Source organism: Agrobacterium sp. ES01 (genome assembly GCF_050320885.1).
Taxonomy (GTDB): Bacteria; Pseudomonadota; Alphaproteobacteria; order Rhizobiales; family Rhizobiaceae; genus Allorhizobium.
The window spans coordinates 502617-518629 of sequence record NZ_JBNQTH010000004.1 but is presented as its reverse complement, the minus strand read 5'-3'; the positions used below and the strand labels follow the sequence as shown (position 1 = coordinate 518629).

Annotated in this window: 20 protein-coding genes; 15 read left to right on the top strand and 5 right to left on the bottom strand. The window is 58.3% G+C overall.

The window, feature by feature from the left end; translation table 11 throughout:
- Positions 1-51: 51 nt before the first annotated feature.
- Positions 52-879, bottom strand: coding sequence for an outer membrane protein (locus ACQQ2Q_RS15320; RefSeq protein ID WP_428187959.1), 828 nt, complete (start codon positions 877-879; stop codon positions 52-54).
- Positions 880-1146: 267 nt separating this feature from the next.
- On the bottom strand, positions 1147-2148 hold the full coding sequence (locus ACQQ2Q_RS15315) for an LLM class flavin-dependent oxidoreductase (RefSeq protein WP_428187958.1): 1002 nt from the start codon (positions 2146-2148) through the stop codon (positions 1147-1149).
- Between the two features lie 162 nt (positions 2149-2310).
- Here ACQQ2Q_RS15315 and ruvC point away from each other — a divergent pair, with 162 nt between their 5' ends.
- The 8 genes from ruvC (at position 2311) to ACQQ2Q_RS15275 (ending at position 6680) form a co-directional block, all read left to right on the top strand.
- Positions 2311-2823 carry a crossover junction endodeoxyribonuclease RuvC gene (gene ruvC, locus ACQQ2Q_RS15310; protein WP_428187957.1) on the top strand — a complete coding sequence of 171 codons (513 nt, stop codon included), beginning with the start codon at positions 2311-2313 and terminating at the stop codon, positions 2821-2823.
- 55 nt (positions 2824-2878) lie between these two features.
- Positions 2879-3139 carry an AbrB/MazE/SpoVT family DNA-binding domain-containing protein gene (locus tag ACQQ2Q_RS15305; protein ID WP_428187956.1) on the top strand — a complete coding sequence of 87 codons (261 nt, stop codon included), beginning with the start codon at positions 2879-2881 and terminating at the stop codon, positions 3137-3139.
- Complete coding sequence (locus ACQQ2Q_RS15300) at positions 3117-3536, top strand: type II toxin-antitoxin system VapC family toxin (protein WP_428187955.1); 420 nt, start codon at positions 3117-3119, stop codon at positions 3534-3536. Before ACQQ2Q_RS15305 ends, ACQQ2Q_RS15300 begins: the two co-directional genes overlap by 23 nt.
- 13 nt (positions 3537-3549) lie before the next feature.
- Positions 3550-4167: a Holliday junction branch migration protein RuvA gene (ruvA, locus tag ACQQ2Q_RS15295; protein WP_428187954.1), complete on the top strand. Its 618-nt coding sequence runs from the start codon at positions 3550-3552 to the stop codon at positions 4165-4167.
- Positions 4168-4346: 179 nt separating this feature from the next.
- Positions 4347-4598, top strand: coding sequence for a hypothetical protein (locus ACQQ2Q_RS15290; protein WP_428187953.1), 252 nt, complete (start codon positions 4347-4349; stop codon positions 4596-4598).
- Positions 4595-5635 carry a Holliday junction branch migration DNA helicase RuvB gene (gene ruvB, locus ACQQ2Q_RS15285; protein ID WP_428187952.1) on the top strand — a complete coding sequence of 347 codons (1041 nt, stop codon included), beginning with the start codon at positions 4595-4597 and terminating at the stop codon, positions 5633-5635. The genes ACQQ2Q_RS15290 and ruvB overlap by 4 nt, the downstream gene beginning before the upstream one ends.
- A 1-nt stretch (position 5636) precedes the next feature.
- Positions 5637-6206 (top strand): DinB family protein, encoded by a 570-nt coding sequence (locus tag ACQQ2Q_RS15280; protein WP_428187951.1) that lies wholly within the window; start codon positions 5637-5639, stop codon positions 6204-6206.
- 153 nt (positions 6207-6359) lie between these two features.
- Complete coding sequence (locus ACQQ2Q_RS15275; RefSeq protein ID WP_428187950.1) at positions 6360-6680, top strand: RcnB family protein; 321 nt, start codon at positions 6360-6362, stop codon at positions 6678-6680.
- A gap of 36 nt (positions 6681-6716) precedes the next feature.
- On the opposite strand, the gene ACQQ2Q_RS15270 is transcribed toward ACQQ2Q_RS15275, so the two are convergent.
- Genes ACQQ2Q_RS15270 through ACQQ2Q_RS15260 form a run of 3 tightly spaced genes read right to left on the bottom strand, consistent with a single transcriptional unit; the run spans position 6717 to position 9696 of the window.
- Entirely contained in the window at positions 6717-7610 is an 894-nt protein-coding gene (locus tag ACQQ2Q_RS15270; RefSeq protein WP_428187949.1) for an NAD-dependent epimerase/dehydratase family protein, read from the bottom strand.
- Positions 7607-8479, bottom strand: a complete 873-nt coding sequence (locus tag ACQQ2Q_RS15265) for a glycosyltransferase (RefSeq protein ID WP_428187948.1) — start codon at positions 8477-8479, stop codon at positions 7607-7609. Before ACQQ2Q_RS15265 ends, ACQQ2Q_RS15270 begins: the two co-directional genes overlap by 4 nt.
- Positions 8476-9696, bottom strand: a complete 1221-nt coding sequence (locus tag ACQQ2Q_RS15260) for an NAD-dependent epimerase/dehydratase family protein (protein WP_428187947.1) — start codon at positions 9694-9696, stop codon at positions 8476-8478. The genes ACQQ2Q_RS15265 and ACQQ2Q_RS15260 overlap by 4 nt, the downstream gene beginning before the upstream one ends.
- Before the next feature lie 124 nt (positions 9697-9820).
- Here ACQQ2Q_RS15260 and ybgC point away from each other — a divergent pair, with 124 nt between their 5' ends.
- The 7 genes from ybgC (at position 9821) to ybgF (ending at position 16003) form a co-directional block, all read left to right on the top strand.
- Entirely contained in the window at positions 9821-10261 is a 441-nt protein-coding gene (gene ybgC, locus ACQQ2Q_RS15255) for a tol-pal system-associated acyl-CoA thioesterase (RefSeq protein WP_428187946.1), read from the top strand.
- A gap of 240 nt (positions 10262-10501) precedes the next feature.
- A complete protein-coding gene (gene tolQ / locus ACQQ2Q_RS15250; protein ID WP_428187945.1) occupies positions 10502-11218 on the top strand; it encodes a protein TolQ in 717 nt (238 codons plus the stop codon).
- A 39-nt stretch (positions 11219-11257) separates the two neighbouring features.
- Positions 11258-11716: a protein TolR gene (tolR, locus tag ACQQ2Q_RS15245; protein WP_428187944.1), complete on the top strand. Its 459-nt coding sequence runs from the start codon at positions 11258-11260 to the stop codon at positions 11714-11716.
- Positions 11717-11724: 8 nt separating this feature from the next.
- Positions 11725-12846 carry a hypothetical protein gene (locus ACQQ2Q_RS15240; RefSeq protein WP_428187999.1) on the top strand — a complete coding sequence of 374 codons (1122 nt, stop codon included), beginning with the start codon at positions 11725-11727 and terminating at the stop codon, positions 12844-12846.
- Positions 12847-12863: 17 nt separating this feature from the next.
- A complete protein-coding gene (tolB, locus tag ACQQ2Q_RS15235; protein WP_428187943.1) occupies positions 12864-14171 on the top strand; it encodes a Tol-Pal system beta propeller repeat protein TolB in 1308 nt (435 codons plus the stop codon).
- 164 nt (positions 14172-14335) lie between these two features.
- Positions 14336-14872: a peptidoglycan-associated lipoprotein Pal gene (gene pal, locus ACQQ2Q_RS15230; RefSeq protein WP_428187942.1), complete on the top strand. Its 537-nt coding sequence runs from the start codon at positions 14336-14338 to the stop codon at positions 14870-14872.
- A 162-nt stretch (positions 14873-15034) separates the two neighbouring features.
- A complete protein-coding gene (gene ybgF, locus ACQQ2Q_RS15225; RefSeq protein ID WP_428187941.1) occupies positions 15035-16003 on the top strand; it encodes a tol-pal system protein YbgF in 969 nt (322 codons plus the stop codon).
- The last annotated feature ends 10 nt before the right edge of the window (positions 16004-16013 follow it).

Sequence of the window (16013 nt, the reverse complement as noted above, 5' to 3'; positions counted from 1 at the left end):
AAAAAAGGCCGCCCCGAAGGACGACCTTTCAAGATCCCGACTGGAGAGGGATTACTTGTAGACGAGTGGTTCCGGCTCAGGCGTGTAGACAGGCTGATCGCAACCGCCGAACGAATAACGTGCGCCGGCGTGAATTTCGTGGCTGTAGAAACCCTTGTCACGACCCGGACCGCCATTCTCGGCGTAACCGAACATGCCGCCGGCCAGCGTATGACGGAAGCGATAGCCGACATCGGCCTTGACGTTGCAGGTCAGGTCGACGGAAGCACCGGCCATCAGCTGATAGGCAAAGCGCCAGTTGCCACGACCGCCATGGGTAACGGTATCATCGCAGGCACCACCGGCGTCTGGGCATGCGGTGTTGTTCAGGTTTTTCCACTTGACGTAGGAGCCGCCGAGGCCGCCACCGACATAGGGTGTAAAGTAGCCATAGGTGCCAAGATCCACATAGGCATTGGCCATCAGCGTGTAGGCGGTCAGTGATGAATAGTCCGAGGATGTACAAGCAACCGGCCCGGCACCGCACTCACCGTTTGTCGAACCGCGGAAGTCGCTCTTTGTCATGTAATCGAATGTCAGGTCGCCGCGCAGATAATTGTTCATCTGGTAACCGACACCGGCCCCGACCGTGTAGCCGTTCTTCAACTTGGCACTGCCGAAATCGACAAGGTTGCTATTGCTCCCCTGGAAATATTCAGCGCCCCGCAAATCGTTGAACGAATAGCCAAGATCGCCGCGCAGATACCAGCCAGAGGCTTCGCTGACGGTGACTTCCGGTGCATCGATAAATGGTGCCGGCTCCGGCTGATAAACGTCGGCCGCAAAAGCGGACGTGCTTGCAAATAATACGGCGGCTGCACCGAAAAGGCTCATCTTCATGATTTGAAACTCCAAAATCCGTTGTGATCCCGGCCGCCCCAACAGAAGGCGCTGTTATGATCCGTCTTGGATAATAGAAGGGAAAGGTTAAGTAGCGCTTAACCACGTATCTTTACCAAGTTTCATCCCGCGGGGCCGGGTCTGACATCAACGAAATCAAGTGACTATACTGATTTCGAGTACAAAAAATGCCCCGAAACGGGGCACTTGAAAGTAATCGCAACTGAGTAGAAACACCCGACCCAGGTTCGTGATGTGGCGCTATTGCTATTCCGCCGCCTGCGCCATCTGGCCAAGGCCCGAGAACAACTCGACCGAATGGAGCCGCGCCTTCACATCGTGGATCGGCATCGAGACGATGACCTCGTCGGCTTCCGTCTCGGCGAGGAAGCTGGATAACGTCTTGCGCGCCGTCTCGGGCGAACCGATGATGGCATAGCGAAGCGTGTGCTCCACACCCATCCGCTCCATCGGCGTCCCCAGCTCATCGACATTGTCGACCGGGCGCGGGAACGGCACACGAACATCTCGTCGCAGGTTGAGGAATTGCTGGGTGAGCGAGGTGGACAGATACTGAGCCTCTTCATCGCTATCGGCGAGAACCGCCATGACACCCGCCATGACCTTCGGCTTTTGCAACCGTTCCGACGGCTGAAAGCGATCGCGATAAATGGCAATCGCATCCATCAGAGAATCCGGTGCGAAATGCGAGGCAAAGGCGTATGGCAGCCCGAGTGCCGCTGCCAGATGAGCGCTGTAGTGGCTTGAGCCCAAAAGCCAGACAGGCACATGACTGCCCGTGCCGGGATAGGCGCGGATCGGCTGCTCGGGATCGGCATCTCCCATCAGGATCTGCAATTCCATGATATCGCGCGGGAAGTTCTCCGCGCCGGCCTCCAGATTGCGTCTCAACGCCATGGCAGTGCGCATGTCTGTGCCCGGCGCCCTGCCGACCCCAAGATCGACACGTCCCGGATAGAGCGCGGCAAGCGTGCCGAACTGTTCGGCGATCACCATGGGCGAATGATTGGGCAGCATGATGCCGCCGGAGCCGATGCGGATCGTCTTGGTGGCAGCACCGACATGACCGATCAGCACAGAGGTCGCGGCACTGGCAATTCCCGGCATGCCGTGATGCTCGGCAAGCCAGAAGCGGTTGTAGCCACAGGCTTCTGCCTTCTGCGCCATCAGGCGGGTGGCTTCCAATGCTTCCGACACCGTCTGTCCGTCGCAAATCGGGGATAGGTCAAGAATGGAAAACGGAACCATGGGGAACGTCACTTTCGGGCTTTGATGATCTTTTCACTCATATAGGCGCTGATCTGCCCAGTGCCAGCGGTGCGGTAAAATCGAATTGCCACCTTCACAGTTTTGTTTTTGTTTTGTTCACTTATCGCTGGCAGGTTTCAAGCCCGAAAGCTAGGATGACTCATGACCAACACGATTCGTATCATCGGCATAGATCCGGGCCTCAGACGCTGCGGCTGGGGCATTATCGAAACCCTGGGAAACACGCTGCGCTTCGTCGCCTCGGGCACGGTGACATCCGACGGCGATATGGATCTCGCCTCCCGCCTTTGCCAGCTTCATGATGGTCTGGCAGAGGTGGTGCACAGCTATCAACCGCATGAGGCAGCCGTCGAACAGACCTTCGTCAACAAGGACGCCGTCGCCACGCTCAAACTCGGTCAGGCCCGCGGCATCGCCATGCTGGTCCCTGCCCGCGCAGGATTGCAGGTTGCCGAATATGCGCCGAATGCCGTCAAGAAATCCGTGATCGGCGTCGGCCACGGTGACAAGAAGCAGATCCACATGATGCTGAAAATCCTGATGCCCAAGGCTGAATTCAAGGGCAACGATGCCGCTGACGCACTGGCCATTGCCATTTGCCATGCCCATAATCGCGGTGGCGATCGCATGCGCAAGCTGCTGGCCGCCAGCTAATTCGTTCTTGACTTGTTCTCATCGTCGATCTAAGTAATACCGCAGAGGTATTACAATGCGCGTCACCATCAAGGGCCAAGTCACAATCCCGAAGGAAATCCGCGACCATTTAAAGATCGGTCCAGGTTCGGAGGTGGAATTCGTTCCCTCGGATCATGGCGTACTTCTGGTAAAGACCGGAGATTTCAAGCCGGACTTCGAAAGTTTCGATGACTGGGCCAAAAGCGTAGAGGGCACCCTCGATACTCAAGGCATGACGACAGACCAGTATATGGATTGGCTAAGGGGGGCCCGTGATGACCTCGACCGTCGTTGATACCAATATCCTGATCGACGTGCTTGGACCGGCGTCACCGTTTCGAAACTGGTCACTTGCGGCATTGAAGCGTTGTCGAGACGAAGGCGACCTGATTTTGAATCCGATCATCTGGTCGGAAATATCAGCCTCCCCTTTAAGCGAAAACGATATCAACCGGGCGATTGGCTGGCTCAGCTTCAAGCGAGAGCAAGTCTCTTACGAGGCAGCCTATCGTGCGGGAAAAGCGCACTTCGATTACTGCAGGACTGGCGGATTGAAAGAACGCACCTTGCCGGATTTTCTGATCGGCGCCCATGCCAATATCAACGCCCACAGACTTTTAACGCGGGATGCAGCACGCTATCGCAGCTACTTCCCGTCTCTCGTTATGATCACTCCCGAAACCCATCCCTGACGGAATCAACACCATGATCGGCAAGCTGAAAGGCACTATCGAGGAAATCGGCGATGACTATGTGCTCGTCGATGTACACGGCGTCTGCTACGTCGCCTATTGTTCCGCCCGAACACTGTCGCGCATGGGATCCGTTGGCGAAGCCGTCGTGCTCTTCATCGAGACCTATGTACGGGAAGACCAGTTGAAACTGTTCGGTTTCACGAGCGCGCTGGAGCGTGAATGGTTCAACCTGTTGCAAAGCGTGCAAGGTGTGGGCGCCAGGGTCGCACTTGCTGTGCTCTCCACGCTCACCCCATCGGAATTGGCCAATGCCATCGCGCTTCAGGACAAGACCGCCGTCTCCCGCGCACCGGGTGTCGGCCCCAAAGTGGCAGTGCGGATCGTGACCGAGCTGAAGAACAAGGCGCCGGCCTTTGCGGGGGAAGCCTCAGGCTCTATCGGCCTCAAACAGGAACTGGGCGAAGGCGTGGCCTCCGCTCCTGTGTCCGACGCGGTGTCGGCGCTCACCAATCTTGGCTATTCGCGCGACCAGGCCGCCAATGCCGTCTCCGCGGCCATGAAGACTGCAGGCGAGGACGCCGACAGCGCCAAGCTGATCCGCCTGGGGCTGAAGGAGTTGTCCAGGTGAACTCGTATCGACCCCAGGGCGACAGGATTTATCGCCGGGTGAAACACAAAAATGCCCTGGATTTGGCAGGATTTCTGCACAACCCGGAGCAAGTCGCACTGGCGAAAACGTTCATCGCCGCCCGCTCTTTGAATGTCTCTTCATACGCACCCTTTAAGGGGGGCGCAGAGACAGCATCGGTGTTGGAACGTCGATCCCGTTGCCAAAACGAGATCTTTGCCCAGACATTGCAGAAGCGTCTTCCCGCAGAGCGATTTTTGGTCGAAGATGGAGACTTTCTCGACGACCTGCCGGAAAGCGGTCGTGCCGCCACCGCAGATCTCTTGGACTGCATAATTGCCGATATGGCCACCGGGGCAGGATGCAGCGTGACAAAGACCTTTGACCACAAAGCCGCGGCCCGCCCGCCCGGCATGGAACTGCTTGCATGAATACACCCAATCCCATTCTGTCGCCGGAAAAGAAGGGCGAGGACATCGACGCCACGCTGCGCCCGCAGTCGCTGGACGAGTTCACCGGCCAGGCAGAAGCGCGCGCGAACCTGAAGATTTTCATCGAAGCCGCCAAAAACCGTGGCGAGGCCTTGGATCATGTCCTGTTCGTTGGCCCACCGGGCCTTGGCAAGACCACGCTCGCGCAGATCATGGCCAAGGAACTGGGCGTGAATTTCCGCTCGACCTCAGGCCCGGTGATCGCCAAGGCTGGTGACCTCGCTGCCCTTCTGACCAATCTTGAAGAGCGTGACGTCCTTTTCATCGACGAGATCCACCGCTTAAGCCCGGCGGTCGAGGAAATTCTCTACCCGGCGATGGAGGATTTCCAGCTCGACCTCATCATCGGCGAAGGCCCTGCTGCCCGCTCGGTCAAGATCGACCTGTCCAAGTTCACGCTGGTGGCGGCAACCACACGCCTGGGGCTTCTGACGACGCCGTTGCGCGACCGCTTCGGCATTCCGGTCCGCCTCGCCTTCTACACCGTCGAGGAACTGGAATTGATTGTCCGTCGCGGTGCAAGGCTGATGGGCCTTGGCATGACCGATGAGGGTGCCCGCGAAATTGCCCGCCGCGCCCGTGGTACACCGCGCATCGCCGGTCGCCTGCTGCGCCGCGTTCGCGACTTTGCCGAAGTCGCGCGCGCCGACGCGGTCACCCGCGAAATCGCAGATGAGGCTCTGACCCGCCTGCTGGTCGACAACATGGGTCTCGACCAGTTGGACAAGCGTTATCTCAACATGATCGCCGTCAATTTCGGCGGCGGCCCGGTCGGCATCGAAACCATCGCCGCCGGACTTTCGGAACCCCGCGACGCGATCGAAGACATCATCGAACCCTATATGATCCAGCAGGGCTTCATCCAGCGAACCCCGCGCGGCCGCGTTCTCACCGGCAATGCCTGGAAGCATCTCGGCATGCAGCCGCCCAAGGATCTGGAGGCGGCTCAGTTCAGGCTGACGCTGGAGGACGAATAGAATGTCCGGTGACGGTTACGACCCAACCCGTGTTTTTCGCAAACTCGCCCGCAACAACCGCCTTGCCAATCTGCGCCTTCACGCGGCCTGCGCAAAACGTGGCGTCGGGGAATTTGAAGCCCCGCGCACTGGCTTCTTCCCCTCCATTCGGGCGACCCTGAACCACATTCTCGTGGTCGACTGGTTCTATGTCGACGCACTAGAAGGTGGCACACTGGGACCGAAGGCATGGACAAACGAGGAGCCATATCTCGAACTGAACAACCTGACGCGCGCACAGGCCGAGGTCGATATACGCCTTCTGGCTCTCTGCGACAGCGCCAGTGCGAGCGATCTTGGCAGACCATGCCAAGTCCATCGCGGCAATCGCATTCAGACAGAGCGCAGGGACGATATCCTCACCCACCTCTTCCAGCATCAGACGCATCACAGAGGACAAGTACATGCCATGCTGTCCGGCACAGGCATCAAACCGCCACAGCTCGATGAATTTGTCGTTGGCGACGATGCATCGGCACGGGCCGATGACATGGCAATGCTCGGCTGGCACGAAGACGAATTGATGCGCTGATTGGGCTTAGGATAACGTCTGCGACCGAGAAACGGCCACAAAGAAAACACTTTCAAATAATTGAATTCATTACAAAATCGTAACCAATACGTTCACTTCCCATTCATGTGACGCGCCCTACGTTGTTATCACAGACAACAAAAAGGAATCGTCATGAAAAAAGCACTCTTGATCTCGATTGCAGCAATGTTGATGGCCGCGCCGATGGCGCAGGCGCAAACGCATGGCGATCACAAACAGCCGCAGCAGCAGTATCTGATCAACAAGCACCCGGCCAAGAAGGTCGTGGTGAAGAAGCACTGGCAAAAAGGCCAGCACATGAGCAATTGGAACAAGCATTCCAAGGTCACAGACTACAAGCGTCACGGCCTGCGCAAGCCGGGTCCCGATCAGCGCTGGGTCAAGGTCGATAATGACTATGTGCTGATCAGCATCGCATCCGGTGTGATTGCCGGCATAGTTGCCGCGCATTAGGTTCTGCTGATCTCCCTTGCCGCGAGCGGGGGAGATCTATTTTTGCAGATAGCGCGCCGACAAGTCGTCAATTGTGTCGTGCAGTAAAGCCGTTCCGCCCGGTTGCCAGCCTAGCGCAGAGATTTTGTCGGTTGTCATCCGGGCAATCCGGCTCTTGGCAGCAGGCTCCGGCAACGGTTGCTTCGAGCCGATCGCATCGCGAAAATGAGACAGGATATCGCGGTTATCCGTGACGATGTCGGAGATATTGAAAGCCTGTCCACTGACCCTTGCGGTGTCAGCCTCTAGCACCAGCCGCAAAGCGGCCGCGACGTCTTGCCCATGAACTTCGGAGCCAGCGCGTGCTGTAACAGGACGGCCTGCAAGATAGTCGCGAAACATACCGTCCCATTTGTTCGGAAAGAGATTGCCATAGACGCCGGTCGCTCTGAGACTAACGCCGGCAAATCCCGGCGATGACAGTTCAGCCAGCACCTGCTCGGCCATAAGCTTCACTTCTCCATAGAGCGATGTCGGCTTGGCGGCAGCCTCTTCGTGAAGCACGGTGCCATCCGGCAATCCGTCATAGACGGCGCGGCTGGAGACAAACACACAACGCCGAACGCCAGCCCGCTTGGCACTTTCGAATAACCTGACCGTTCCATCCAGATTGCGGCGACGAAACCCTTGGGGATCATCGCCCTCCCCGCCACGATAGCGCCCCGGCACATGATCGAAGGCTGCGTGGACGAAATGGTAGGCGTCGTCGAAGGCGCAGGAGTGGTCTGCATCGGGATCGAGCGACAGCGGTATGAAGTCGACAGGCAAGGGAAAGAGCGTGTCATGCGGCGCTGTTCTGCCACCCACGGTCACCTGATAGCCGGCGGTCAGCAGCCCTTCGACCAGATAGCGCCCGACAAGCCCCGTTCCCCCGGAAACAAGGACCTTCATGCGGCCTCTGCTTTGCCGGGATTGTGCAGCGATGCGATATCGGGGATGTCCCGCCCGTCATGAAAGGCGTACCAAAGATCGATCAGCGGCTTCAGCTTTGCGGCCTTCGGATGGTCTTTCTCCCAAGGCTTTTCATACTGGTAATGGAGAACGCCAATCTGGTTCCAGTCCCACAGCTCCGGCAGGTTGAACCACACATATTGCAGCATGTTCATGAACACCGGCAGGCCCTGCCAGTCGGGGAAAAAGTTCTCCAGAAATGTCTGATCCGTACGCCGCCAGAACGTGCCATGCTCGTCAAGGCGCTCCAGCATGGCGTTGTAAGTTCGAAGCGATGGCTTGGCGACAAAGACACCGGAATTCAGTCGGTGAAAATCGGCAAGGCTCTCATAGACATTGGGCGCCGCAGAGAATTCGGGATAGTCAAACAGCTTGTCGATATTGCGCAGTACGATCGCATCGGCATCGATGAAGACGCAGGTTTCGTAATCGATCAGCTGCCACAGCCGGAGCTTGCAGAAATTGTCGAGTGGCGAGTGGAAATCCGGCTTTCGACCCTTGGTAAAAGGTGCCGCCGAATGGAGATTGCCGCGCGCATGGCGCTCGTTGAAACCATCGGACATGGGCAGGTGTTCCACCTCGACCAGCCGGCAACCGAGTTCCGACAGCGGCGCCAGCACCGCTTCGTCCACGCCCCCCGTATGCAGCACGACGATATCGGCAGAGGTGTAGCTGTGCATGATCGAACGCGCGAGCGCTGTCGCACCCATGGCATAATCGGCATTGGTCACAAGCGTCACAAAGGCCTGTCGCGAACGGGCGGTCGTCGCGGGCCTGATGCCCTTCAATGTCTCAGAGCCAAAGATCATGACACCGATTTCAACCTCTTGCCTTCCGGGTCCCGGTCGATTGTCTGGGCAATGTCCTTGGTCCATGCCGAGACGCACGGCACGCGAGAGCGATCCACGCGATAGGCAAACTTCTTCGCCACCTCGACGATCTCGTCCAGCAATCCCTCTTTCAAGGTTATTGGCTCAAGACCAAGGCCGAGGAATTTCTCGTTCTTCACCACCAGCTCGTTTTCGGCGGCCTCCTTGCGCGGGTTCGGCAGCCAGGCGATCTGTGCTCCCGTCAGTCTGGAGATCATTTCGGCCAGATCCCGCACCCGGTGTGTTTCGGTCATCTGGTTAAAGATCTCGACGCGGGATCCCCTCTCGGGCGGGTTCTTGAGCGCGATTTCGATGCAGCGCACGGAATCCTGAATATGGATGAAGGCGCGCGTCTGACCGCCAGTCCCGTGTACTGTCAGCGGATAGTCGATCGCCGACTGGATGAGAAAGCGGTTGAGCACCGTGCCGTAATCGCCATCATAATCGAAACGGTTGACCAGTTGCGGGTGACGGCGGGTCTGTTCGGTATGGGTCCCCCAGACAATGCCCTGATGCAGATCGGTGATGCGCATGCCGTCATTCTTGGCATAGAACTGGAACAGCAACTGATCCAGGCACTTGGTCATGTGGTAGATCGAACCGGGATTGGCCGGGTAGAGGATTTCCTGGCTTGCCGTCTCACCCGAGGTGGTTTCGATCCCGACCGGCAGATAGCCTTCCGGGATCGCAGCACCCACAGTCGAATACCCGTAGACACCCATTGTGCCGAGATGGACAAGGTGTGCATCGAGACCCAGTTCGACCACCGCGTTCAACAGATTATGCGTGGCACTGACATTGTTGTTGACGGTGTAATTCTTGTGACGGTCGCTCTTCATCGAATAGGGGGCGGCGCGCTGCTCTGCAAAATGCACGATCGCATCCGGACGCTCGTCTGCCAGCCAGTTCTTTAAGAGCTCGTAGTCCTTGGCAAGGTCGATCAGGTGGAAATGGATGCGCCGTCCGGTTTCAGCATGCCAGATACGGGTCCGTTCCTGGATCGAGTCCATCGGCGTCAGCGATTGCACGCCAAGCTCGGTATCGATCCAGCGTCGGGAGAGATTGTCGAGGATATGGACTTCATGTCCAGCATCGGAGAGATGGAGCGATGTCGGCCAGCCGACAAACCCGTCACCACCCATAATGGCTATCTTCATGGAATCAACTCCTGGTCTTTGAAACCTTCAACACGTGATAATGCCACTATATGACAGTACGACAACGTGGCATGACTGGGGCCGTTCCCCGACATTCAACGCACAAGTAAACCAAGGCAAGCATATGACGGATATTCAGTTTTCAATTTCAGGCCGACTGGCACAACGGGGTCATGAACTCGTCCAGCGGGTCTATTATGAAGATACTGACTTTTCAGGCGCCGTCTATCATGCCCGCTACCTGCACTTTATGGAGCGCGCCCGTACCGACTATCTACGCTGCCTGGGCATCAATCAGAGCACCCTCTACGCCTCACCCGAAGAGAGCCTGTCCTTCGTCGTTCATCGCATCGAGATCGACTTCAAGCGCCCTGCCCGAATGGACGACATTTTGACGATCCGGACCACGACGGAACAGGCAGGCGGCGCACGAACGATCATGGTGCAGGAGATTTTCCGGGGCGATCAACCCATTGTCTCCGCCAGAGTTGTTATCGCCTTCATAAATCGCGAGGGTCGCCCCCGCCGTCTGCCGGATGGTCTGGCCGAAAAACTGCTGGCGTAGGACAGTCTTTCCGTAGGCAGCACCTTTATCCTAACACTTCGTTAACCATAATGTAGTCTTACTCTACTAACGCTTTTTTGTGCGGCGCACGCCTTCCTTTCACCAAAATTGAAGGCAAGAAGGCTGGATAAGTAGCTTGAGGCGAAGTGGGCGTTGGTCATCAAAACGCACAAATCGAGCAGGTAAGCCGTAAACCGCCCGGTCTTGTGCCGGGCGTTTGGATTTCGGGGGCAGGTAAGCATGGAACAAGTTGGATTGGCCGCAGCGACAGAGGTTAGCCTTTGGTCCCTGTTTCTACAGGCTGGCATCGTCGTAAAACTGGTCATGCTCGGTCTGATCGGCGCGTCGATCTGGACCTGGGCAATCGTCATCGACAAAGCCGTCAGTTACGGTCGCATTCGTCGCCAGTTCGACCAGTTCGAACAGGTGTTCTGGTCCGGGCAGTCGCTCGAGGAGCTGTATCGCACGCTTGCCGAGCGCTCCAACAAGGGCCTCGGCGCGATCTTCGTTGCCGCCATGCGCGAGTGGAAGAAGAGCTTCGAACGCGGCGCCCGCTCTCCGATCGGCCTGCAGATGCGTATCGACCGCGCCATGGATGTGACGCTGGCGCGAGAAGCCGAACAGCTTGAATCGCGTCTGGGTTCTCTTGCCACCATCGGCTCTGCCGCACCCTTTATCGGCCTTTTCGGTACGGTTGTCGGTATCATGACCTCCTTCCAGGCAATCGCCGGATCGAAGTCGACAAACCTTGCCGTCGTGGCTCCCGGTATTGCCGAGGCACTTCTGGCAACGGCAATCGGTCTTGTCGCCGCTATTCCGGCGGTCATTGCCTACAACAAATTCTCTGGCGAGGCCGGCAAGCTGTCCGCCCGTATGGAAGGCTTCGCGGACGAATTTTCCGCCATCCTTTCGCGCCAGATCGACGAAAAGCTGCAGCCGCGCCAGGCCGCGCAGTAACAGCTTTGCCCGTCGCAAACGACACACCGGAGCAAGTCCATGGGAATGTCAGCTGGGTCACAGGGTAGCGGAGGCGGACGGCGCGGTCGTCGGTCGCGTCGCGGCAATCGTGGCCTTGTCAGTGAAATCAACGTTACGCCGCTCGTCGACGTCATGCTCGTGCTGCTGATCATCTTCATGGTTGCGGCCCCCATGATGACCGTTGGCGTTCCGATCGACCTGCCGGAAACGCAGGCAAAGGCAATGAACGCCGATACGCAGCCGATCACGATCTCGGTCAATCCTGCCGGTGAAATCTACCTGCAGGAAACGGCCATCGCGCTCGACGACATCGTGCCGAAACTCGAAGCCATTGCCACAACCGGCTATAATGAACGCATCTATGTGCGCGGCGACACCGCTGCTGCCTACGGTACCGTGATGAAAGTCATGGCCCGCATTTCGTCTGCGGGCTTCAAGAATATCGGTCTGGTAACGCTGCAAGAACAGGGCAATTGATCCGTCAGATGAAGGGCAGTCTTGTCACATCTGCTATCCTGCACACCCTCGTGCTCGTCGGGGCACTGGTGAGCATCAGTGCGCCCAAATCCTTCGATGTCGCTGACGTCGAGGCTTTGCCGGTCGACATTGTGCCGATCGAGGAAATCACCCAGATCCAGCAGGGCGACAAGAAGGCAACCGCACGCGAATTCGCAGCACCCGTCCCGACCACGCGACCTGACATAGTCGAGAACGCCCAGAACGTCGGTGACAACAAGGTCGACGTCGAGGCACCGCCGACACCGGACAAGCGCCCGGACAGTGTCGAGATCGCCGCCGCCCCTGAAAAGGTCGAAAAGCCGACACCGAAGGTCGACAACGAGACCAACGATATCGAGCAGATCATCAAGGAAGAAACCGACACCGCTCCGGCAACCGAAGTGGCAGCGAAGGCCGAACCGCCACGCGAAGTGACGCCGCAGCCGACGGCTGACGCCGCACCGGAAGCGCCTGCCGAGCAGGAGACCGCCGAGGAAATCCCGCTACCCGATTCCGTTCCGGTGCCACAAGCCAAGCCGAAGCCTGCACCCAAGCCGAAGCCGGAAGAGCAAAAGAAACCCGAGCCTGAAAAGGCCGAGGCCCAGACTGCCAAGACGCCCGACCGCAAGCTGGATGAAAAGAAGCAGGAAACCGCGGAGTCGAAGACGTCGAAGGACAGTGACTTCAACCTCGACAGTGAGGTTGCAGCTATCCTCAACAAGCAGGCACCGGCCAATGGCGGTGCCAAGCGGTCGACGGACGAAGCAGCACTTGGCGGCAAGAAGACCACATCCGGTTCCAAGCTCAGCCAGAGCGAGATGGATGCCCTGCGCGGCCAGATCCAGAACAACTGGACGATCATCCCCGGCATTGCCGACAGTGCGGACGTTCGTATCCAGGTGAAGTTCCAGCTGGACGAGTCCGGCGCCATTGTCGGCGAACCCGTGGTGACCGCCAGTGGCGGCTCGGACTCGGCTCGTCAGGTTCTTATGGGCGGTGCACGTCGCGCCGTTCTCAAATCCTCGCCATTCAAAAACCTTCCGCGCGATAAATATGATGCCTGGTCGGAAGTCGTCGTCAATTTCGATCCCAGTGACCTGGCTCTTTAATGCTGAAAGGCCTCAAGATGATCAAATCAGCCCTCATTCGCATTCTCGTTGCAGCCGCAGCGCTGGCGGGGGTGTTTGCCACTCCGGCTTTCGCCCTGGTGGAGATCAACATCAACAAGGGTAATGTCGAGCCTCTACCGATTGCGGTGACGGATTTCGTCTCCAACGGCGATGTTGGCGCAAAGATCTCGGCGGTCATCGAGGCCGACCTGAAACGCTCCGGCCTGTTTGCGCCCATCGGCCACCAGGCTTTCATCGAAAAGATTTCCAATCCGGACCAGGCACCGCGCCTTGAGGACTGGAAGGTCATCAACGCCCAGGCACTTGTCGTCGGTCGCGTCACCCAGGAATCGGATGGCCGCCTGCGCGCCGAGTTTCGTCTGTGGGACACGGTCGCAGCCCAGCAGATGACCGGTCAGCAGTTTTTCACCCAGCCGGAAAACTGGCGCCGGGTCGCCCATATCATTGCCGACGCCATCTACGAACGCATTACCGGCGAAAAGGGCTATTTCGACACCCGCATCGTCTTCGTCTCCGAGCAGGGCACCAAGCTCGACCGCAAACGCCAGCTCGCCATCATGGACCAGGACGGCGAAAACGTTCGCATGCTGACCGACAGCAAATACATCGTCTTGACGCCGCGTTTCTCGCCGAGCCGTCAGGAAGTCACCTACATGTCCTTCGAAGGCCAGCAACCGCGCGTCTACCTGCTCCAGCTTGAGACAGGCCAGCGCGAAGTGGTCGGCAACTTCCCCGGCATGACCTTCTCGCCACGCTTCTCGCCCGATGGCCAGCGTGTCATCATGAGCCTGCAGCAGGATGGAAACGCCAATATCTACACCATGGACCTGCGTTCGCGCACGACCACGCGTCTGACCAATACAGCCGCCATCGACACCTCGCCTTCCTATGCACCGGATGGCACACGGATCGTTTTCGAAAGCGACCGCGGCGGCCGCCAGCAGCTTTACACGATGAACGCAGACGGCTCCGGCCAGAAGCGCATCTCCTTCGGCGATGGCTCCTATTCGACCCCGGTCTGGTCACCACGCGGCGACCTTATCGCCTTTACCAAGCAGTCGGGTGGCAAATTCTCCATCGGCGTGATGAAGCCGGACGGCTCTGGTGAGCGTATCCTGACAACCGGCTTCCATAACGAAGGTCCGACCTGGGCACCCAATGGTCGCGTCATCATGTTCTTCCGCCAGGCCGCCGGCGCCGGTGGTCCGCAGCTCTATTCCATCGATCTGACGGGCTATAACGAACAGCTGATCCGCACCCCGGCATATGCTTCCGACCCGGCCTGGTCACCGCTCCTCGAATAGGCCTCAAGATCGCCGCTTTTTCGCCGCAAAATGCGGCGAATCAAGGGGTTTGAGGGTTCATTTCACGATCTGTTAACCATGTTTCTTCGCGGTCGATTAACCGAGTACGGTTACTCTCCGGAAACCCTGACGATAATGCCCCGACGATATCAAGGAGACCGGCCATGAGCCGCACTATTTCCCCGGCAAAAAGCCGTATGCAGAAGCTGGCGACCAATCCAGCCATCGTCGCCCTGGCCATGACATTGGCTCTGGCGGGCTGCGCATCCAAGAAAAACCTGCCCAACAGCGCATCCGAGCTTGGCCTTGGCGGCGCGGGTTCGGCAACGCCTGGTTCAACCCAGGACTTCACCGTCAATGTTGGCGACCGCATCTTCTTCGACACCGACAGTTCGTCGGTTCGCGCCGATGCCCAGCAGACACTTGATCGTCAGGCCCAGTGGCTGATGAAGTATCCGCAGTATCCGATCACGGTCGAAGGCCACGCCGACGAGCGCGGTACCCGCGAGTATAACCTTGCGCTTGGTGCCCGCCGCGCAGCGACAACCCGCGACTACCTTGTTTCGCGTGGCATTCCGGCCAACCGCATCAAGACGATCTCCTACGGCAAGGAACGTCCGGTCGCCGTTTGCGACGATATTTCCTGCTGGTCGCAGAACCGCCGCGCCGTTACCGTTATCGGCGGTGGCGCCGGTCTCTGACACCCGGCATAGTCTATGACGAAAAGGCGGTCTTCAAAGGCCGCCTTTTTGCATTTCTCCACACTTTGGCCGAACTTCGGTTGCTTTTTGCCAACAATTTGAAAAACTCTGGCGAGAGCGCCATTTGCGCCACGACTCAAGGAACGACAGGATTTGAGAGACATGAAAAGACTTGTCATGGCAGCGTTGATCTCGTTGGCCCCGCTGGCAGGAAGCTATAGTGCCGCGGCCGCATTTCAGCTGTTTCCGCACGGTCTGTTTGGCGGGCATCACGAGACAAGGCCGGCCGCTGAGCAGCCGACGGTTCATCTGGCCCAGGCAGCCGATCCTGCAAGCGTGACCCAGCTTCAGGAAGAGATCCGCAGCCTCAATGGCCGGATCGAGGAAATGAGCTTCCAGTTGCTGCAAATGCAGGAACAGTTGCGTAAATATCAGGAAGATAACGAATTCCGCTTTCAGGAACTGGAAGGTGGCGGCGTAAAGAAAAGCGGCGCCCTGGATAAGCCCGTAGACGGCGGGCAGACCCAGAGTTCCGTGGCAGACGCAGGCTCCCTACCCAATTCTGGCGACTCCGGCCTTGGCATGCCGGAGCAAACGCTGGGCTCGATCGAATTGGATGCCAACGGCATGCCCGTCGGCACCACCTTGAACGAGGGCTCGCTTCAGACGGAGAACCAGGAAGCAGCGATCGACAGCAGCACCCTGCCCGGTGTCGACGCCGGACCGGAGGCACATACCGCCTCACTCTCCGGCGGCGATGACATTTATCAGGCAGCCTATAGCCACGTCCTCTCCGGCGATTACGGCGTCGCGGAAAAAGAGTTCACCAAGTTCATCGGCGAATATCCCGATAGCAAGAAAATCGCCGACGCCCATTTCTGGCTCGGCGAAGCCCAGTATTCCCAGGGCGACTTCAACGCCGCGGCCAAGACCTTCCTGAACGCGCATCAGGCCTATAGCATGTCGCCAAAGGCACCGGAAATGCTCTTGAAGCTCGGCATGTCGATGGCACAGCTCGACAACAAGGATACGGCTTGCGCGATTTATACCGAAGTCGGCAAACGCTATCCCCAGGCCTCGCGCGCCATCACCAACAAGGTTGCAAGCGAGCGCAAGCGTCTGAGCTGCTGATCGCGGCGCG